Source organism: Croceicoccus naphthovorans, from assembly GCF_001028705.1.
GTDB classification, from domain to species: Bacteria; Pseudomonadota; Alphaproteobacteria; order Sphingomonadales; family Sphingomonadaceae; genus Croceicoccus; species Croceicoccus naphthovorans.
In genome coordinates, this window is the sequence record NZ_CP011770.1 from 2,539,952 (window position 1) to 2,557,505 (window position 17,554).

A 17,554-nucleotide genomic window follows, 5' to 3' on the forward strand; every position below is an offset into this window, starting at 1 on the left:
ATCCTTTGCACGGATTAACACGATAATCGAGCGCAAACGATGATAACCATCAACCGATGAAAAAGCCCGGCTCAGCCAATAGCGACAACGAATTGCGCGGCGATTACACCGCAGCGGGGCGCGACTATGTCGTGCCGCAGGACTGGGACACCTACACCCCCGAAATGCACGACCGCTGGCGGCGACTGCACCAGCGGCAGAGCGCCTTGGCCGAGAAGTACGCTTCACCCCAATTCCTCGAAGGACTGGGCAAGCTCGATTGCTCTTACGGCGTACCGCGCTTCGAATATGCGAACTTGGTGCTGGGCAACGCGACCGGCTGGCAACTGGTGGCAGTGCCGGGATTCATTCCCGATGCGGTGTTCTTCGACCACCTCGCCAACCGCCGGTTCCCGGTTACCCGCTGGCTGCGCGAAGAGAGTGAGCTGGACTATCTGGTCGAGCCCGACATTTTTCACGACTTCTTCGGCCACGTCCCGATGTTGCTCGACCCGCATGTCGCCGATTTCCTTGCGCTTTATGGCAAGGCTGGGGAACGGGCAATGGAGATGGACGCGCTGCCCATGCTGGCGCGCATCTACTGGTACACCATCGAATTCGGACTGATCGACACTAGGCACGGCTTGAAGGCATTTGGCGCGGGCATCGTTTCCAGCGCGGGAGAAACCGTATTTTCGGTCACCGACCCCGAAGTGCTGCGCCTGAATTTCGATCCCGTGCGGATCATGAACACCGCTTACAAGATCGACGATTTCCAGGCGAACTACTTCGTTCTGGACAGCCTGAAACAACTGCTGAGCGAGCTGGTCTCGCTGGACTTCGGGCCGATCTACGAAACCTGGCGCGACAAGGCGCCGATTCCTGCCGGAACGCTGCGCGATGGCGAAAAACCGTGGCAGGGCCAGCTTGCAAGGAAAGAATCATGAGCGACCTTTTCGAAAACCCGATCGGCCTTGACGGCTTCGACTTCGTGGAATTCTCGGCGCCCGAAAAGGGCGTGCTGGAACCGGTGTTCGAAGCGATGGGCTTTACCAAGGTCGCGCGGCATCGTTCGAAGGACGTGGAACTCTGGCGGCAGGGCGACATCAACCTTGTCACCAATTACGAACCGAAAAGCGCAGCTTGGTATTTCAGCCGCGAACACGGCGCCAGCGCCTGCGGCATGGGCTTTCGCGTCCGCGATGCGCAAAAGGCCTATGCCGAATTGCTGGCGCGCGGGGCAGAGCCGGTCGAAACGCAGACCGGCCCGATGGAGCTGCACATCCCGGCGATCCGGGGCATCGGCAACGCGATCATCTACCTGACCGACCGCTATGACGCGGGGAACGGCGAGCTGTCGATCTACGACATCGATTTCGAATATCTGCCCGGCGTCGAACCGCATCCGAAGGGCGCGGGCCTCGACCGGATCGATCACCTGACGCACAACGTCTATGGCGGGCGCATGGCCTATTGGGCCACTTACTACGAGACGTTGTTCAACTTCCGCGAGATCCGCTTCTTCGATATCAAGGGCGAATATACTGGCCTGACCAGCAAGGCACTGACCGCGCCAGATGGCAAGATCCGCATTCCCCTGAACGAAGAAGGCAAGTCGGGCGGCGGCCAGATCGAGGAATTCCTGCGCGCCTACAACGGTGAAGGCATCCAGCATATTGCCTTCATCTGCGACGACCTTTGCGCGACGTGGGACAAACTGAAGACCGCAGGGGTGCCCTTCATGACCGCCCCGCCAGAAGCCTATTACGAAATGCTGGAAGAACGCCTTCCCGGCCACGGCGAACCTGTCGGCGAACTGCAATCGCGCGGTATCCTGCTGGACGGCACGACAGAGGGCGGCACACCCCGCCTTTTGCTCCAGATATTCGCCGAGGCGCAGGTCGGACCGGTGTTCTTCGAATTCATCCAGCGGCGCGGCGACGAAGGCTTTGGCGAGGGCAATTTCAAGGCCCTGTTCGAAAGCATGGAACGCGATCAGGTCCGTCGCGGCGCGCTGAAGGTGGAAGAACAGGCCTGACTGCGCTAGTGGCTTCCTGAACCAAGGAACGAGGAACCGCGCGCACCCCGCGCGGTTTTTCGTCATTCAAGAACGCCAGAAGGGGCCAGACCGATCGCTTTCGATATCCTGAAATTGCTGCGTGAAGAGGTTGAGGGCATGGCCCAAGGCCTGATCCAGCACCTGCCGACGATGGCCATCGCGCTTGTCATCATCATCCTGACATGGCTGGTCGCGAAATTCGCCACCAACATTGCCGACCGCCTGACCGCCAAGACCACGATGCGCGTCAGCCTGAAGGCCCTGGTCGAAACGGTCGTGAAGCTGACCATCTGGCTGACCGGCCTGTTGATCGCGGCCACGGTTGTCTTGCCCGGCCTGTCCGCCGGGGGGCTTGTCGCAGGACTTGGCGTCGGCACCGTCGCCATCGGCTTTGCCTTTCAGGACATCTTCGAGAATTTCCTTGCCGGCGTGCTGATCATGCTGCGCGATCGGATGCAGATCGGCGATTCGATCGAGGTCGAAGGCATTCTGGGCAAGGTTGAACACATTTCCTTGCGCGAAACCCATATCCGCCAGTTCACGGGTGAGTTGACGATCTGCCCCAACTCGATGCTATTCAAGAACCCGGTCAAGATCCTGACCGAACAGCCGATCCGCCGCTGGGAAGTGACCGTCGGCGTGGCTTACGACACCGATCTGGACCACGCGACGCAGGTTATCAAGCAGTCGCTGGAAGGGCTGGAGGACGTGGCCGAGGACAAGCCCATCGACGTCTATGTCCAATCCTTCGGGGCGAGTTCGGTGGACTACATGATCCGCTGGTGGTGCGGCGCTCTGCCGCGCGACATGTTCGCGATCCGCGACGATATCCTGAAGCGGGTGAAGCGCGGGCTGGAAGAAGCGGATATCGAGATTCCGTTCCCCTATATCACGCACACCTTCAAGGAACCGATCCCGCTGCTGCGTGACGACCGGACCGAGGGCTAAGGCGCGATCCACAGCCTGAGGACATAGGCCACGGCGGCGAGCGCACCAACACTCGCCCCCCAGATCGCGACGAGCCAGAGCAGGCGTTTCCAAAGGGGGCTCTCGACCTCAGACATCTTGGGTTTCATAGCTCTTGTGCCCCTCTTTGCGTTCGTCCGCACATTGCCAAACTGAAAATACCCCTGCAAACGGACCTTGTCGTTAGGGGGGATTTTTCCATGAATTGTCATAAGCTAACTGGCCTGATCGCCGGATTACTCGCGCTATCCGCATGCGGCGGAGGCGGTGACAGCAGTTCCGGCGGGGGCGATCCGATCGGTGGCGGCGGTGGAACGCCAACACCTTCGCCGACTGCCACCCCGACACCGGGGCCGAGCTACAGCACCTATTCCGCCCTCAGCGGAGATCGGGAATTCGCACTTGCCTGCCAAGGGGTTATTCAGACGCCTGGACAGGCATTCCCAATTCAAGCCGTTCCCTTTGGTAGCGACGTGCAAACGTTATCTTACGATACTTCGGAGCAAAGCTGGCTTATCAAAGGCCTCGGCATAGAGCAGTTGTTCACCCCGGAAGATATTTTCACGCCGGAAACGCCCTTTCCCACAGTCGAAGAACAATATCTCGTTATGGTCAATAATCAGCCGGTTGCGAGTATGAACATACTTGCGCCCGAACCGGGCGGAATGGCGCTCGAATACGCTCGCAATCTGACCTATGCGATTCGAAACGAGTTTCAGGGAAATAACTTTGAAAATGGCAATTGCGTGTTCGGAGTGCCCACGCTTCCGGACGATCAGCCGAATGCGACATCGGTAACTTATGCCGATTATGCCACGATCGGCAGCATAATTTACGTATACGATGACGGAACGTTTGCTGCATATCGAATTAGTGGCTCCGAAGAAGCGATAAGCGTAAATCTGAATACCTTCGCGGTCGATATTTCGATGCACCTGATCGGCACGCTCGACGACAATTCGACTTCAGGGGCCGGTTCAGCCGCAGAAGCGACGTTGGATTTGGGCACCTTTACGGCGAACGGTATCCAAATCGACGACGAACCTTATGGGATTGGCGGCTATTTTGACGCCCCTAACCCCAGCGCCGAAATGCCGTTCCAAGGCTGGTTCTTTGGACCACAGGGCAAGGAAATCGCGTTCTCTTATTCAAAACAGATGGCAGACGGATATCGCTCATTCGGCGCGGTGAATTTGGTCGCCCGTCGCTAGTATCAAAAAGGGCGCGGAGGGGGCCTCAGTGATACCCCTCCGCCCCGACCTTCCCGCGAAACACGTAATAGGCCCAGCCGGTATAGGCGATGATCAGCGGCATCGTTATGCCCACGCCGATCAGCATGAAAATCTGGCTGCGTTCGGGCGCGGCGGCGTCGAAGATCGTTACGTCGGGCGGGACGACATCGGGCCACATCGTCAGGCCCAGCCCCGCCATGCCCAGCGCGAACAGCGCAAGGCTTAGCAGGAACGGTGCGACCTCTTTCCGCTTCGCCAGCGCACGCCACAAGAACAGGCCCGCGATGGCGGTCAGCACCGGGATCGGCCACGTAAACCAGATTTCCGGCGCGGTCAGCCAGCGGTCGCGATACTCGGGGCGAAGGGCAAGGTTATAAAGCGACACCGCCCCCATCAGCACGCCGGTCGCCAGCATGGCACGAAATGCCAGTTTGTGCGCATGATCCTGCGCCGTGCCTTCCAGCTTCCACACCAGCCAAGTCGCTCCCAACAGCGCATAGCCCGCCGTCGTCCCCACCCCGGTCAGCAGGGTATAGGGCGTCAGCCAATCGAACCACGACCCCGCATAGGCGCGGTTTACAACCGTAATGCCCTGTAACAATGCGCCAAGGATCATGCCCTGCGCCATCGCGGCGACCAGCGAGCCGCCGGTAAAGGCCCAGTCCCAGAACGCCCGGTGCCGCGGATCGCGCCAACGAAATTCGAACGCGACGCCCCGGAACACCAGCCCCAGCAGCATCGCGATGATCAAGGGATAAGTCGCGGGCAGGACGATGGCGTAGGCCAGCGGAAACGCGGCGAACAACCCGCCGCCGCCCAGCACGAGCCAGGTCTCGTTCCCATCCCATACCGGCGCGATGGAATTCATCGCCATGTCGCGTTCCGGCCCCACCTTGAAAGTCGGGAACAGCACCCCGATGCCAAGATCGAACCCGTCCATCACGACATAGGCGAAAACGGCGAAGGCGATGATGAACGCCCAGACGATCGTCAGTTCCATCAGCCCATCCCCTCTTGGCCGGGTCCGCCATCGGTCGGGTCGCTGTCGGGCAGCTTTTCCGCCTGGCCCGGATTCTGCGTCGGCCCCGGCGTGATGCCGGCGGTGCGGATCGGCCCGTCCATCCCGCGCTTGACCCCAGCCTCATGCGGGTGCGGCGCTTTGCCCATCAGGTGCAGGATGTACCAAGTGCCCATGCCGAACACCGCGAAATAGATCACGACGAAGGCCAATAGCGATGCGGCGACGGCGGGGGCATCGAGCGGGCTGGCGCTGTCCGCGGTGCGCAGCAGGCCATAGACGGTGAACGGCTGACGCCCCACCTCGGTCGTGAACCAGCCCGCGATCACCGCGACGAAACCCGAAGGCCCCATCACCAGCGCCGCGCGGTGCAGCAGCGCCCAGTCATACAGCTTCTTGCGATAGCGCGCCAACAGGCTCCACAGCCCCAGCCCCAACATCGCGAACCCGATGCCGACCATGATCCGAAACGCCCAGAACACGACGCCGACCGGCGGGTGATCCTCTGGCGGAACGGTGTCCAGACCATCCATCGGCGCGTTCAGGTCATGCTTGAGGATCAGCGACGACAGCTTCGGAATCTGCAGCGCGTATTTCACCTTGCCCGCATCGCTGTCGGGAATGCCGAACAGGATCAGCGGCGCGCCGTCGGGGTGGCTTTCGTAATGCCCCTCCATCGCCATGACTTTGGCCGGCTGATGCTCCAGCGTGTTGAGCCCATGCACGTCGCCCGCGAAAATCTGCACCGGCGCGACCAGCGCGGCCATCCACATCGCCATTGAAAACATTTTCCGCGCGTGGGCGTTGGTGCGGTCTTTCAGCAAATGCCACGCGCCCACCCCACCTACCGCCATCGCAGTCGTCAGATAGGCCGCGATCACCGTGTGGACGAGGCGATAGGGAAAGCTGGGATTGAACACGATGGCCCACCACGACGGCCCCGGCAGGAACTGCCCGTTCGCGCCGATTTCATAGCCCGTCGGCGTCTGCATCCAACTGTTCACCGACAGAATCCAGAACGCCGAAATGAACGTGCCGAGCGCCACCATGCAGGTCGCGGCGAAGTGGATTTTCTTGCCCACCTTCTCCATCCCGAACAGCATGACGCCAAGGAAACCGGCCTCAAGGAAGAACGCCGTCAGAACCTCGTACGCCATCAGCGGCCCGATCACCGGCCCCGCCTTGTCGGAGAACACCGCCCAGTTCGTGCCGAACTGGTATGACATGACGATGCCCGACACGACGCCCATCGCAAAGGCGACGGCAAATATCTTCAGCCAATACTTGAAAAGGTCGAGATAGAGCGCCTTGCCGGTCTTCAGCCACAGCGCTTCAAGCACCATCAGATAACTTGCCAGCCCGATGGAAAAGGCCGGGAAGATGAAGTGGAAGCTGACTGTGAACGCAAATTGCGCGCGGGCCAGAAGGATGGCGTCGAGACCGTCGAACATCGTGTCTTCTCTCGTCTTTTTGCAGCCCTAGGGCATCGCCGGGCATAACGAAAGCGCAAGCCCCGCGTTCGCGATTGCGCGAACCGCAACTGTCAGATCATGCCGCGCGCCCAGTCCGCGTCGGTGGCTGGCGCTTCGCTGCCGTCATCCAATGCGCATTCGCTGAACGCCCGTTCCTGCGACAGGAAGACCTTGCCCGACAGATCGTGCAGCAGGTTACTGCGTTCGAGCCGGTCCATCACCGGGCCTTTCACTTCGGACAAGTGCAGCCGGATGCCGCCATCGGCAAGGCGGTGGTTGATCGCCTCGAGGCTTTCCAAAGCCGAGGCATCGATGGCGTTCACCGCGCTGCACATCAGGATCACGTGTCGCAATTCGGGGCGTTCGGCCACGCGTTCCAGCACGTATTCCTCCAGCCAGCGCGCGTTGAGGTAGGACAGGTTCTCATCAATGCGGATCGACAGGACGTGCGGCACGGTCAGCACCTTGTGCCGGTCGACATTGCGGAAATGCTGCGTTTCCGGCACCCGCCCGACAATGGCCGCATGGGGGCGCGATGCTTTCCACAGGTAGAGCAACAGGCCGACCAGAACGCCGACGATCACGCCGATCTCCACCCCTTCGAGCAAGGTGACGACGATTGTGGCGATGTGCGCCGCGAAGTCGCCCTTCGAATACGTCCAGAGCTGCCGCGGCGTCTTCAGGTCAACCAGACTGAGCACCGCAACGATAATAGTGGCCGCCAACGTGGCGATGGGCAGGAAGAACAGCAGCGGCGTCAGGAACAACGAGGCCAGCGCGATGCCGACCGCCGTATATGCCCCCGCCGCGGGGGTCTGCGCGCCCGCGTCGAAGTTGACGACCGACCGGGCGAATCCGCCGGTCACCGGATAGCCGCCCGAAACGGCGCTGGCGATGTTGGCCGTACCCAGCCCGACCAGTTCCTGATCCGGCGCGATCCGCTGGCGGCGCTTGGCGGCCAGGGTCTGCGCGACCGAAACCGATTCCACGAACCCGATGATCGAAATCAGCAGCGCCGGAACCCACAATTGCGCGATCAGCGACGGGTGCAATGAGGGCAGCGCAAACGGCGGCAACCCCTGCGGCACCGCACCGACCAGTTTCACGCCCCGGTCGGCTAGGTTCATCGCCACGACCAGCAGGATCGTCGCCACCACCGCCGCGACCGGCCCAGCCTTGGCCACCATGTCTGCCACGCGCGGCTTCAGGCCCAGCTTCATCAGAGCGGGCTTCGCGCCCTTGCGCACCCAGAACAGGAAGCCGATCGCCACCACCCCGATGGCCAGCGTATAGGGATTGGTATCTCCTATGGAGCCGAACAGGCTGCCCAGCATTTCAGGCCAGTTGTCACCGCCCGCCTTCACGCCAAGAATGTGCTTCAGCTGGCTGGTCGCGATCAGCAAACCGCTGGCGGTGATGAAGCCCGAGATGACCGGGTGCGACAGCAGATTGGCCAGAAACCCCAGCCGCAACAGCCCCAGCACCGTCAGCATCACGCCAGACAACGCGGCCAGCGTAATCGCCGCAGTCAGGTATTCGGGCGTTCCCTGCGCCGCCACTGCCCCCGCCGCGCTGGCAGTCATCAACGAGACAACCGCGACCGGCCCCACCGCCAGCGTCCGGCTGGTGCCGAACACCGCATAGGCGACCAGCGGCAGGATCGACGCGTAGAGGCCAACCACCGGCGGCAGGCCCGCCAGCAAGGCATAGGCGAGGCTCTGCGGGATGAGCATGATGGTGACGATGACCGCCGCCATCAGGTCGCTGCCAAAAGCATCCCCGTCGTACCGGCGCCCCCAGTCGAGGATCGGGAAATAACGGGTCAGCATGGTTGGCCGGTCAGCCCTCAGCCGGGTTGGCCACTGGCGGATTGGTAGGCCGGGCCATCCACTCGTGGCCCTTCAGCATGCCGTTCCAGTAGATCCACGGCAGCACCTCGCTCTTCAGCAACCACGACAGCTTGCGCGGGCGGGTGCCGTCGATCAACCACGTCGGGAACGAAGGCAGCAGCTTGCCGCCATAGCCGAACTCGGCCAGCACGATCTTGCCCTTCTCAACCGTAAGCGGGCACGATCCATAGCCGTCATAACCCGCCACCGGATCGCCACCTGCCATGACCGACAGCGCGTTGACCGCCACAATGGGCGCCTGTTTGCGCGCGGCGGCGGCAGTCTTGGCGTTGCCCATCGATCCCGCATCGCCCAGCCCAAAGACGTTGGGATAACGCTTGTGCCGCAGGGTAATGTCGTCGACCTCGACGAAACCGCTCTCCGCCGCCAGTGGACTGTCGCGCAGGAAGTCAGGCGCAACCTGCGGCGGTACGACATGGAGCATGTCGAAATCGCGGGTAACCTCGCCCTGATCGGTCTTGAACGTCGCCACACCATCGGGGCCATCGACCGCGATCAGGTTCGAGGTAAAGTTCAGCCCGATGCCGTATTCCTCAACATATTCCATCAACGCCGGGACATAGTCGGCCACGCCGAACAGCACCGCGCCCGCGTTGTGGAACTGCACCTCTATATCGCTCAGCACGCCGCGATCCCGCCACGCATCGCACGACAGGTACATCGCCTTTTGCGGCGCACCCGCGCACTTGATCGGCATCGGCGGCTGGGTGAAAATTGCCCGCCCGTGCCGCAACTCGCGCACCAGCTCCCACGTATATGGCGCAAGGTCATAGCGATAGTTCGACGTCACGCCGTGGCGGCCCAGCGTATCTTCCAGCCCGGCAATCGCACCCCAATCCAGCTTGATCCCCGGCGCGACGATCAACAGGTCATAGGTAACGTGACCGCCAACCTCGGTATGAACGGTGTTGTTATAGGGATCGAAAGCGGTGACCGCGGTTTTGAGCCATGTCACCCCCTTGGGCATCACCTCCAGCATCGGCCGCGAGGTGACTTGCGGGCGGAATACGCCCCCGCCAACCATGGTCCAGCCGGGCTGGTAATAATGTTCGCCTCGCGGCTCGATAATCGCAATGTCCAGCGTACGATCGCGCCGCAACATCGACGATGCCGTGGCGATCCCCGCCGCCCCGCCGCCGACGATGACGACCTTGTGCCTGTGCTGCATGCCCCTCCCCCGGTTTCAGTCCCGCTACCGATCAGCCAGCTTGAACAGCGCCATCCCCGCCACCATCGCCACCACGAACACCAGCGCCGGTACGAAATTCGCCGCAAGCGATGCGATAGCGGGACCGGGGCACAGGCCCGCCAGCCCCCAGCCGATGCCGAACAGCGCCGATCCGCCCAGCAGCCGCGCATCGATGTTCTTCGTGCCGGGCAGCGAGAAGTTCTCGCACGTTACCGGCCGGTGCATCCGCGCCTGAATGCGCCAGGCAATGGCCATCACGATCAGCGCCCCGCCCATCACGAAGGCCAACGTGGGGTCCCAGTTGCCGAACAAGTCGAGGAAACCGCGCACCCGCTTCGGGTCCATCATTCCCGAAAGGGCAAGGCCGAAGCCGAATACAACACCCGAAATCAAGCCGATCAGCGCGCGCATCACCAGCCTCCGCCCAACAGGTTGACCACCGTGACGGTGATCACGCCGAATGCGATGAACGTCGCCGTTGCTGCCAGTGAGCGGGGCGAAAGACGCGACATGCCGCAAACGCCATGCCCGCTGGTGCAGCCGCTGCCCAGCCGCGTGCCGATGCCGGTGATCAATCCGCCGGCGATCAGCCAGCCCCAGCCAGGCGCGAACGTCGCCTCGATCGGGCCGACGATGCCAAGGAACAGCCCAGCCCCCACGACCAGCCCCAGTACAAAGGTGGCGGCAATCGGCCACGGCGTACCCTTGGTCAGCCCCAAGGTCCGCGCGGTCAGCCCGCTGATCCCTGCGATCCGCCCGTTGCCCAGCAACATGATCGCCCCCGCCAACCCGATCAGCAGACCGCCGATCAGTCCCTCAACCGGTTGCGCGTCGGGAAAGCCCGCTATGCTGAATTGGGGCAGGATCATTTCGCGGGCCGCCCGACGGCGTTGACCGGTATCTTGATATAGCTGACGCCATTATCCTCCGGTTCTGGCAGCCGCCCGCCGCGCATGTTCACCTGCACAGACGGCATGATCAGGTTCGGCATCGAAAGCGTGCGATCCCGGCTGGTGCGCATTTCGACGAATTCGTCCTCGGTGGTTCCGTCCTTCACGTGCACGTTCTCGTCCCGCTGCTGACCAACCGTGGTTTCCCATGCGAAGACATCGCGGCCCGGGGCCTTGTAGTCGTGGCACAGAAACAGCCGCGTCTCGCGCGGCAGGGATAGCAGCCGGCGGATCGACTGGAACAGCTGACGCGCATCGCCGCCGGGAAAGTCGGCGCGCGCGGTGCCGAAATCGGGCATGAAGATCGTGTCGCCTACAAACGCCGCATCACCGATCAGGAACGCCATGTCGGCGGGGGTGTGGCCGGGCACGTGCAGGGCAATGCCCTCAAGGTTGCCGATGCGAAATGTATCGCCATCCTTGAACAAATGGTCGAACTGCGAACCGTCCCTTTCGAAGTCGGACCCAGCGTTGAACATCTTGCCGAACACGTCCTGCACACGAACGATATCGGCCCCGATGGCCAGTTTCCCGCCCAGCTTCTCCTGAAGGTAGGGCGCTGCCGACAGATGATCGGCATGGGCGTGCGTTTCGATCAGCCAAACGACATTGAGACCGCTCGTTTCGACATATTCGACGATGCGATCCGCGCTTTCAAAGCCGGTCGTGCCCGATGCCGCGTCATAGTCCAGCACCGAATCGATGATCGCGGCCTCTTTGGTGGCGCAATCGCTGATGACGTAGCTGACCGTGAATGTCGCTTCGTCAAAGAATCCTGCGATGGTCGGCCTCAACGCCTTGTCAGCCTTCGCTTTTTCGACAAGCGCGGTGGCAGCCGCCAGCGGCGCATCCTGCGTGGTCGTGGCCATGATATTCTCCATCCGGTCTGCGGGGCGCGGGCCCCGTGATACGATCCGTTAAAGGATAACTTGGCCCCAATATAGGAAAACTTTACGCAGTGAAAAGCCGTGCTTGCTCTCGACTTTAGTCGCGGTATTGCTGGACGCGTGAAATCGACCACAGACCTGATCGCCCTCGCCCGCGCAGCCGCGCTGAAAGCGCACGCCCCCTATTCCGGGTTCCACGTGGGCTGCGCGGTAGAATCAACCGATGGTCAGGTGGTGACGGGAGCGAACATGGAGAACGCCTGCTATCGCCTCGGCATCTGCGCCGAGCAGGCGGCGCTATCGGCGGCGCAGCATGCCTTTGGCCTAAGGAACGTCGCGCGGGTTGTCGTGGCGGGCGGGATGCTGGCGGACGGAGCTATCGGCGGCTGCGACCCGGTTACGCCATGCGGCGGGTGCCGTCAGGCCATCCACGAAGCCGCCGCGCTATCGGGCCGCGATGTGACGGTGATCAGCGCGTCGGCCACTGGCGACGCGATGCAGGAAATGACCATCGCAAAGCTTTTGCCCGCCGCCTTCGGGCCGGACGCGCTCGACTGAGTTACCAGACCGGCCCGTCGCTGGCCGCGGCAATGGCGGTTTTCAGCTTGGCCAAAGCCTCGTCGATGGTATCGGCACTCAGCAACTGTTCGCGGCGACCCGCGCTCATGAACCCCTCGTCGCGGACGTGGTCGCAAAAGCCCAGAAACTTGTCCCAATACCCATCGGTGTTCAGCAGGCAGAACGGCTTTGCGTGATAGCCCAGCGCGTTCCACGTCCACGCCTCGAACAATTCGTCGAACGTGCCGATCCCGCCCGCAAGGCATAAAAAGCCGTCGGCCAGCTGCGTCATCTTGGCCTTGCGCTGATGCATGTCGGCCACTTCGTGCAGCTCGGTCAGGCCGGTATGCGCCACCTCGTGGCTGACCAGCGCCGCCGGGATCACGCCATAGGCGCGCCCGCCGTTTTCCAGCACCGTATCGGCAATCGCGCCCATCAGGCCCAATTTGCCGCCGCCATAGACAAGGTCGATCCCGCGCGCAGCCATCACCTTGCCCAGTTCGCGCGCCGATTGCAGATGCGCCGGGTTCGTGCCCGCCGCCGATCCGCAATAGACGGCCAGTCGCTGCAACCCGCTCATGCCCCGTCTCCGATCTCTACCAAGGGACGCGCGCCGACATGGCCGATCACCGCCGCCGCCGTCCGCGTTCCCGCCTCCAGGCATTCGCGCAAGTCCGCACTGCGCACGTATGCAGCGATGAACCCGGCCGCGAACTGATCGCCCGCGCCAGTCGTGTCGACCACTTTTTCCACGTGCGCTGCCGGAACTTCGACCCGCTGACCGCCCGAATAGCCGATGGCCCCGTGCGGACCGCGCGTCATGATTAACGTTTCCACCTGCGGCGCAAGTTGTTCGACCGCGGCGACCGGATCGTCGGTTCCGGCCAGCATGCAGGCTTCGAGGATATTCGAGAACAGGATGTCGATGCCCCCATCGGCCACCAGCGAGACAAGGCTTTCGCGCCGCCCCGGCAGGGTGATGGAATCGGACAGGGTGAAGGCGATCTTGCGCCCCGCTCCATGCGCAATCTCGATGGCGCGGCGCATCGCCGCGCGCGGACCTTCCGGTCCCCAGAGATACCCTTCGAGGAACAGCACGCTGGCTGCGCGGATCGCGTCTTCGTCCAGCGCATCGGCGGTCAGGCAATGGCTCGCCCCCGGCGCGGTGCGCATCGTTCGCTCCCCATCCGGGGTGACGACGATCATGCAGCGCCCCGTAGGCACCGAAATCGCCGGCGTATCGAACCGGATCGAAAGGGCATGCATTTGGTCGGCAAACTTCCGGCCCAGCCTGTCATCGCCGATCTGTCCGATGAACCGGCACCGCGCCCCCTCCGCCGCCGCGCCAGCCAGCGTGTTGGCCGCCGAGCCGCCGGGAATTTCCTCAACCTCGCCGGTTTCCGCCATGGCCTTGGCCAGCGCATCCGCCTGCTCGGCGGTCAGCAATTGCATCGTCCCTTTGGTCGCGCCGGTGGCGTTCAGAAACGCCTCGTCCCGGCGCACGAGCACGTCGACGATGGCATCGCCCAATGCAACGATATCGAATGTGTCTTCGGCCATCGGGGAAATACGCGACTCATTTCAGGGGAAACTTGTTGCCCGGCGGTTAGAGAACGCGGGATTGCGGGTCAATCGCGCGCGGTCGCCTCTTGCAGCGGGCCGCAAAGCCGCTAACCCTGCACGCCATGCAGGACAAGACCGACACCGCCCCGCTGGGCCTGACCGCCGTGCCCAAAGGCCTTTTCGCCCCCGGCCTGTTCGCCATCGCCATCTTCTACGGCGGTATGTGCACATTCGCCGGTGTGCTGGGCAACAAGCAGGTCGCGCTGGGTCCGCTGGCGGTAGAGGCGGGTATGTTCGCCTTTCTGACGCTGGTGGCGATGGGGGGCGCGATCGCGGAAGTTTACGGCAAGGGCACCGCGAACAAACTGGTCCTGTGGGGCTTCGCGCCCATCTTCGCATCGATCCTGCTGTCGATCTTCGTGCTGGAACTGCCCGCCTCGCCGGAAATGGACCCGGATCGGCTGAACGCGATCCAGACCATCCTTGGCGGCACGTGGCGGATTTGGATCGCCGGGCCGATCGCGTACGGCATCTCGCAACTGCTCAACGTTACGGTGATCAGCGCCATTCGCGAAAAGTTCGGCGGGCCGATCTGGCTGCGCGCCGGGATCGCTGGGGCGCTGTCGCAGGCGGTCGATACGGTCATCTTCATCACTGTCGCGTTCTATGGCGTGTTCCCCATCGCGCCGCTGATGGCGGGGCAGATGCTGGCCAAGGTCGTATTGTCGCTCATCGCGATCCCGCCGCTGGTTTCCGGGCTGGCCGCGCTGGCGCGCAAGTTGGATTCGCGCCGACGATTAAGGCCCTGATCGGCTTTCCCGATCTCTGTGTCCGGTAATATGAACGAAACGCGCGCCTGCTCTGTCGGTTAATAGGGTGAATATTCAAACGGACGACAGACAGGAGAAACGATCATGGGCGACAACACGAAGAAGGCGCTGGTAGACGGCCTCAACGGCCTCCTTGCCGACCATCTCGCTCTTTACCTCAAGACCAAGAATTTCCACTGGCACGTGAAGGGCCGCGAATTTCGCGACCTGCACCTGCTGTTCGACGAACAGGCGACCGAGATCTTTGGCAACGTCGACATCATCGCCGAACGCGTGCGCAAAAACGGGGCGGATACGCTGACCTCGATCGGATCGGTCGCGGCCAAGACCAAGGTTGCGGACGAAGACGACTCCAACCTCGGCGCGATGCAAATGGTCGAGCAGCTGCGCGACGACAACGCCACGCTGGTGAAATCGCTGAAAGCGGTGAAGGAACTGGCCGGAGAGGCTGGCGACAACGCGACTGACGGTTTGATCGACGACTGGACCGATCAGGCCGAGGAACGCGTCTGGTTCCTCAGCTCCATCCTTGCCTGACAATCCGGGCGCTTAAAGCGTACCCCGCGCGCTGAAGCCGAGACCGCCGGGCTTTTCGGTAAAGCCCATCTCGATCAGCGGACCCGCAACTTCTACCGGCAGGCCGGCCAACATCAGGTCGGCCTGCCAGGTGCTGTCGGGACGCAGCGTCAGGTTCAGCTTCTCGGTCCCGGTCGGTCCGACCATCGGCACGACCAGTGCACCATCCTCGCAGCTCGCGGGGCCGGACAGGATGGTATCGCCGGGCAGCGCGGGGCCAAGGCTGGGCACGATCAGGCCAAGCTGGCCACTGGCGGATACGCAAGCGCCCTCGTTCATCTCGACCTGAAAGTCGGCAAAACTGAGCGCGCGGACCGGCAACGGAGCCATCAGGCCCGCCAAGTCGATCTGACCGTTGGCCTCTTTCAACAGCACCCAGCCTTCGCCCCCACGCGCGGCGGCGTGGAACTCCGGCTGACCGGGCATCGCCGGACGGTTGAGCGAGAACTCTGTCCGACCAAGCAACAGCGGCAGCGGTCGCAGCGCTACATAAAGCGAACCAAGCGGCAGACCGCCCGCCGTGAAATCACCCGCAGCGCCATCCCACGCGGTTCCGGCAACCTCGCTCGCCGAAAGCGACCCGCTGCCGTTGGCCGCACCCAGCACCAACCGCAGCGGCAGCAAGCCAACAAGCGCGATCAGCACCAGAAGGACCAGCACCGCTTTCGTCGTGCGCGAAAGGCGACCGTCGCGAATGAATATCCAGCGCCCAATCACGATCCGGCCCTCCGCACCGTGGCGTTGACCGAAACCGACCCGTCCGCAGACGGCGTAATCGTCACTTGCTCGGCCACGATGCCCTGACGGCGCAGCAGGTCGATGAACGCCAATGCCGATCCCGGCGCGGCGGTCGGGACTACGACGACGGTGCTGTCATTGCCGCGCGCCTGATTGGATTGCAGCACCAGCCCCTCGGCATCGGCGATCTGGGCGACGGCCTGCGCAACCGGCCCGCCTCCACTGGGCGGCGGCGCGTTTTCCAGCGCCTCCAGACCGGCCAGCACCCGGCCCGAGGCGCGCACGGCTTCTTCATGCCGGACATGCGCGGCATCGTGCGCCGCACCCAGCGGCAGGATCATGCCGAAGACCAGCACGATCGCCGCGATCAGTCCACCGGCCACGCCGACCAGCACCCGCTCTCGCAGCGTCAGCGCAATATACCAGTCGCGCACGGGGTTCAGCACCGCGCTCATGGTGCGCGCACCGTGATGTCGGCGATGGTCGATCCCGTCGCGTCGGAGGTCAGCTCTGGCGGCACGGTGATCTGCCAGCCATCGCGTTGCAGGGCGATCAGCATCTGGTTCAGCGCATCTCCGCTGGGCGCAGCGGCGCGAATAGCCAGCGTACCATCGCCCTGCCAGCTAAGGTTGCGCAGCTTCACCGACGGCACCGGCTGCATCGCGGCAAACACGGCGGGCGCGCTATCGGCAAAGGCCACACCGCCCGCCCCGCGCCGCAGCAGTTCGCCGCGGATCTGCGTTTCGGCGGTGGCCAGATCGCCTACGCCAGGGAACCGCGCCTGCGCGGCGGCAATCGCGGCATCTTCACGCGCATCGGCGTCGAGGTTGAGCTTGACCGTCTCGACGAGGAAAATCGCGAGGACGAGCAGCGCAAGGATCGCCGTCATCCGCGCCAGTTGCCGCCAGTCGGGCAGGCGGAAATAGGACACGCGCGGCAGGGCATAGGCACCTTGCCGCAAATCAAGTTCGGGCGCGGCAAACTGCGCCAGCATACGCCGTGCCAAGGCCTCTTCGTCCGCCTCTACCACCTGCGCATCGGGCGCGAGAGCGGCGACGAGATCGTCCTCGCCCGCAAAGGCCATCGCAGGGCTTCGCGCCAAGGGTTGCGCACCCAATGTACCGGTCATGACCTGTCCCGCCTCGGCAGCGGGAAGAGCCAGTGCGGCGGGCAAGATCGCCGCCGCATCGACGCCATTGGCGGCCAGTTCGGCCAGCCACACATCCATGTCCGTCTTGGCGACGGCGGCGCTCAGCACCGTTTCGCCATCGGCACCGGCGGCAACCGCGACGTGCGTTGCTTCGGGCGCGCCGCGCAGACCCGGCGGGTCGAGCCGGGTCGCGGCCAGCGCCTGGGCCATCGGCATATCGCCACGCGGCACGATCCGCACCGGGGCCAGCGCCGCCGGAGCCAGCGCGATCACACGGTGCACCTCATCCTCATCCCAAGGCGTCGCATCCTCACCCGGCGTCAACGCGTCGCCACCGCTCAACCGGTCTCCCGAAACGCGCCACACGCGCCAGTCGGCACGGGGCGCCTCGCCCAGCAGGACGATCCAACCCGCCGCTGCGGAGGCAGTTTCTGGACCGCTTTCGGGCGGCACATCATGATTCAGGCGCAGCGCCAT

At 63.4% G+C, this 17,554-nt stretch carries 20 protein-coding genes; 7 read left to right on the forward strand and 13 right to left on the reverse strand.

Features of this window, described 5'->3' with window-relative positions; all coding sequences use genetic code 11:
• Nucleotides 1-56 precede the first annotated feature (56 nt).
• The 3 genes from phhA (at nucleotide 57) to AB433_RS12810 (ending at nucleotide 2,986) form a co-directional block, all read left to right on the forward strand.
• Nucleotides 57-926 (forward strand): phenylalanine 4-monooxygenase, encoded by an 870-nt coding sequence (gene phhA / locus AB433_RS12800; protein WP_047821480.1) that lies wholly within the window; start codon nucleotides 57-59, stop codon nucleotides 924-926.
• Nucleotides 923-2,017: a 4-hydroxyphenylpyruvate dioxygenase gene (hppD, locus tag AB433_RS12805; RefSeq protein WP_047821482.1), complete on the forward strand. Its 1,095-nt coding sequence runs from the start codon at nucleotides 923-925 to the stop codon at nucleotides 2,015-2,017. The genes phhA and hppD overlap by 4 nt, the downstream gene beginning before the upstream one ends.
• Nucleotides 2,018-2,155: 138 nt before the next feature.
• On the forward strand, nucleotides 2,156-2,986 hold the full coding sequence (locus tag AB433_RS12810; protein WP_047821484.1) for a mechanosensitive ion channel family protein: 831 nt from the start codon (nucleotides 2,156-2,158) through the stop codon (nucleotides 2,984-2,986).
• On the opposite strand, the gene AB433_RS20060 is transcribed toward AB433_RS12810, so the two are convergent.
• The gene (locus AB433_RS20060) at nucleotides 2,983-3,102 is read right to left on the reverse strand and encodes a DUF2474 domain-containing protein (RefSeq protein WP_082135058.1); all 120 of its coding nucleotides are present in this window, start codon (nucleotides 3,100-3,102) and stop codon (nucleotides 2,983-2,985) included. The genes AB433_RS12810 and AB433_RS20060 overlap by 4 nt on opposite strands.
• A 102-nt stretch (nucleotides 3,103-3,204) precedes the next feature.
• On the opposite strand from AB433_RS20060, the gene AB433_RS12820 reads away from it, so the two are divergent.
• On the forward strand, nucleotides 3,205-4,215 hold the full coding sequence (locus AB433_RS12820; protein ID WP_156170811.1) for a hypothetical protein: 1,011 nt from the start codon (nucleotides 3,205-3,207) through the stop codon (nucleotides 4,213-4,215).
• A 25-nt stretch (nucleotides 4,216-4,240) separates the two neighbouring features.
• Here AB433_RS12820 and cydB read toward each other — a convergent pair whose 3' ends face one another.
• The 7 genes from cydB to AB433_RS12855 form a co-directional block, all read right to left on the reverse strand.
• A complete protein-coding gene (cydB, locus tag AB433_RS12825; protein WP_047821490.1) occupies nucleotides 4,241-5,236 on the reverse strand; it encodes a cytochrome d ubiquinol oxidase subunit II in 996 nt (331 codons plus the stop codon).
• A complete protein-coding gene (locus AB433_RS12830; RefSeq protein ID WP_047821492.1) occupies nucleotides 5,236-6,705 on the reverse strand; it encodes a cytochrome ubiquinol oxidase subunit I in 1,470 nt (489 codons plus the stop codon). The genes cydB and AB433_RS12830 overlap by 1 nt, the downstream gene beginning before the upstream one ends.
• Before the next feature lie 92 nt (nucleotides 6,706-6,797).
• Nucleotides 6,798-8,555: a SulP family inorganic anion transporter gene (locus AB433_RS12835; RefSeq protein WP_047821494.1), complete on the reverse strand. Its 1,758-nt coding sequence runs from the start codon at nucleotides 8,553-8,555 to the stop codon at nucleotides 6,798-6,800.
• Between the two features lie 10 nt (nucleotides 8,556-8,565).
• Complete coding sequence (locus tag AB433_RS12840; protein WP_047821495.1) at nucleotides 8,566-9,804, reverse strand: NAD(P)/FAD-dependent oxidoreductase; 1,239 nt, start codon at nucleotides 9,802-9,804, stop codon at nucleotides 8,566-8,568.
• Between the two features lie 24 nt (nucleotides 9,805-9,828).
• On the reverse strand, nucleotides 9,829-10,236 hold the full coding sequence (locus AB433_RS12845; RefSeq protein ID WP_047821498.1) for a DUF6691 family protein: 408 nt from the start codon (nucleotides 10,234-10,236) through the stop codon (nucleotides 9,829-9,831).
• Nucleotides 10,236-10,694 carry a YeeE/YedE family protein gene (locus AB433_RS12850; protein WP_047821499.1) on the reverse strand — a complete coding sequence of 153 codons (459 nt, stop codon included), beginning with the start codon at nucleotides 10,692-10,694 and terminating at the stop codon, nucleotides 10,236-10,238. Before AB433_RS12850 ends, AB433_RS12845 begins: the two co-directional genes overlap by 1 nt.
• The gene (locus AB433_RS12855) at nucleotides 10,691-11,644 is read right to left on the reverse strand and encodes an MBL fold metallo-hydrolase (protein WP_047824054.1); all 954 of its coding nucleotides are present in this window, start codon (nucleotides 11,642-11,644) and stop codon (nucleotides 10,691-10,693) included. The genes AB433_RS12850 and AB433_RS12855 overlap by 4 nt, the downstream gene beginning before the upstream one ends.
• A 138-nt stretch (nucleotides 11,645-11,782) precedes the next feature.
• Between AB433_RS12855 and AB433_RS12860 the strand changes: the two genes are divergently transcribed.
• Entirely contained in the window at nucleotides 11,783-12,220 is a 438-nt protein-coding gene (locus AB433_RS12860) for a cytidine deaminase (protein ID WP_047821501.1), read from the forward strand.
• A 1-nt stretch (nucleotide 12,221) separates the two neighbouring features.
• Here the strand turns inward: AB433_RS12860 and AB433_RS12865 are convergent, their stop codons facing one another.
• Nucleotides 12,222-12,791 (reverse strand): LOG family protein, encoded by a 570-nt coding sequence (locus tag AB433_RS12865; RefSeq protein WP_218916967.1) that lies wholly within the window; start codon nucleotides 12,789-12,791, stop codon nucleotides 12,222-12,224.
• A 5-nt stretch (nucleotides 12,792-12,796) separates the two neighbouring features.
• Complete coding sequence (locus tag AB433_RS12870; protein WP_047821506.1) at nucleotides 12,797-13,780, reverse strand: adenosine kinase; 984 nt, start codon at nucleotides 13,778-13,780, stop codon at nucleotides 12,797-12,799.
• A 125-nt stretch (nucleotides 13,781-13,905) separates the two neighbouring features.
• On the opposite strand from AB433_RS12870, the gene AB433_RS12875 reads away from it, so the two are divergent.
• Both AB433_RS12875 and AB433_RS12880 read left to right on the forward strand, forming a co-directional pair.
• Nucleotides 13,906-14,592, forward strand: a complete 687-nt coding sequence (locus AB433_RS12875) for a queuosine precursor transporter (protein ID WP_082135059.1) — start codon at nucleotides 13,906-13,908, stop codon at nucleotides 14,590-14,592.
• Nucleotides 14,593-14,697: 105 nt separating this feature from the next.
• The gene (locus tag AB433_RS12880) at nucleotides 14,698-15,150 is read left to right on the forward strand and encodes a Dps family protein (RefSeq protein ID WP_047821508.1); all 453 of its coding nucleotides are present in this window, start codon (nucleotides 14,698-14,700) and stop codon (nucleotides 15,148-15,150) included.
• A gap of 12 nt (nucleotides 15,151-15,162) precedes the next feature.
• Here AB433_RS12880 and gspN read toward each other — a convergent pair whose 3' ends face one another.
• From gspN to gspL, 3 genes are read right to left on the reverse strand one after another with little or no spacing between them, the layout of a single operon-like run.
• The gene (gene gspN / locus AB433_RS12885) at nucleotides 15,163-15,906 is read right to left on the reverse strand and encodes a type II secretion system protein N (RefSeq protein WP_047821510.1); all 744 of its coding nucleotides are present in this window, start codon (nucleotides 15,904-15,906) and stop codon (nucleotides 15,163-15,165) included.
• Entirely contained in the window at nucleotides 15,903-16,382 is a 480-nt protein-coding gene (gene gspM / locus AB433_RS19565) for a type II secretion system protein GspM (protein ID WP_053059155.1), read from the reverse strand. Before gspM ends, gspN begins: the two co-directional genes overlap by 4 nt.
• Complete coding sequence (gene gspL, locus AB433_RS12895; RefSeq protein WP_047821512.1) at nucleotides 16,379-17,554, reverse strand: type II secretion system protein GspL; 1,176 nt, start codon at nucleotides 17,552-17,554, stop codon at nucleotides 16,379-16,381. The genes gspM and gspL overlap by 4 nt, the downstream gene beginning before the upstream one ends.

Coding starts and splice junctions, on each gene's coding strand:
- AB433_RS12835 (WP_047821494.1), bottom strand. CDS start 8,555: ATGCTGACCCGTTATTTCCCGATCCTCGACTGGGGGCGCCGGTACGAC.
- AB433_RS20060 (WP_082135058.1), bottom strand. CDS start 3,102: ATGTCTGAGGTCGAGAGCCCCCTTTGGAAACGCCTGCTCTGGCTCGTC.
- AB433_RS12830 (WP_047821492.1), bottom strand. CDS start 6,705: ATGTTCGACGGTCTCGACGCCATCCTTCTGGCCCGCGCGCAATTTGCG.
- AB433_RS12840 (WP_047821495.1), bottom strand. CDS start 9,804: ATGCAGCACAGGCACAAGGTCGTCATCGTCGGCGGCGGGGCGGCGGGG.
- AB433_RS12810 (WP_047821484.1), top strand. CDS start 2,156: ATGGCCCAAGGCCTGATCCAGCACCTGCCGACGATGGCCATCGCGCTT.
- AB433_RS12880 (WP_047821508.1), top strand. CDS start 14,698: ATGGGCGACAACACGAAGAAGGCGCTGGTAGACGGCCTCAACGGCCTC.
- AB433_RS12850 (WP_047821499.1), bottom strand. CDS start 10,694: ATGATCCTGCCCCAATTCAGCATAGCGGGCTTTCCCGACGCGCAACCG.
- AB433_RS12855 (WP_047824054.1), bottom strand. CDS start 11,644: ATGGCCACGACCACGCAGGATGCGCCGCTGGCGGCTGCCACCGCGCTT.
- cydB (WP_047821490.1), bottom strand. CDS start 5,236: ATGGAACTGACGATCGTCTGGGCGTTCATCATCGCCTTCGCCGTTTTC.
- gspL (WP_047821512.1), bottom strand. CDS start 17,554: ATGGCGCTGCGCCTGAATCATGATGTGCCGCCCGAAAGCGGTCCAGAA.
- hppD (WP_047821482.1), top strand. CDS start 923: ATGAGCGACCTTTTCGAAAACCCGATCGGCCTTGACGGCTTCGACTTC.
- AB433_RS12820 (WP_156170811.1), top strand. CDS start 3,205: ATGAATTGTCATAAGCTAACTGGCCTGATCGCCGGATTACTCGCGCTA.
- AB433_RS12845 (WP_047821498.1), bottom strand. CDS start 10,236: ATGCGCGCGCTGATCGGCTTGATTTCGGGTGTTGTATTCGGCTTCGGC.
- phhA (WP_047821480.1), top strand. CDS start 57: ATGAAAAAGCCCGGCTCAGCCAATAGCGACAACGAATTGCGCGGCGAT.
- AB433_RS12875 (WP_082135059.1), top strand. CDS start 13,906: ATGCAGGACAAGACCGACACCGCCCCGCTGGGCCTGACCGCCGTGCCC.
- gspM (WP_053059155.1), bottom strand. CDS start 16,382: ATGAGCGCGGTGCTGAACCCCGTGCGCGACTGGTATATTGCGCTGACG.
- AB433_RS12870 (WP_047821506.1), bottom strand. CDS start 13,780: ATGGCCGAAGACACATTCGATATCGTTGCATTGGGCGATGCCATCGTC.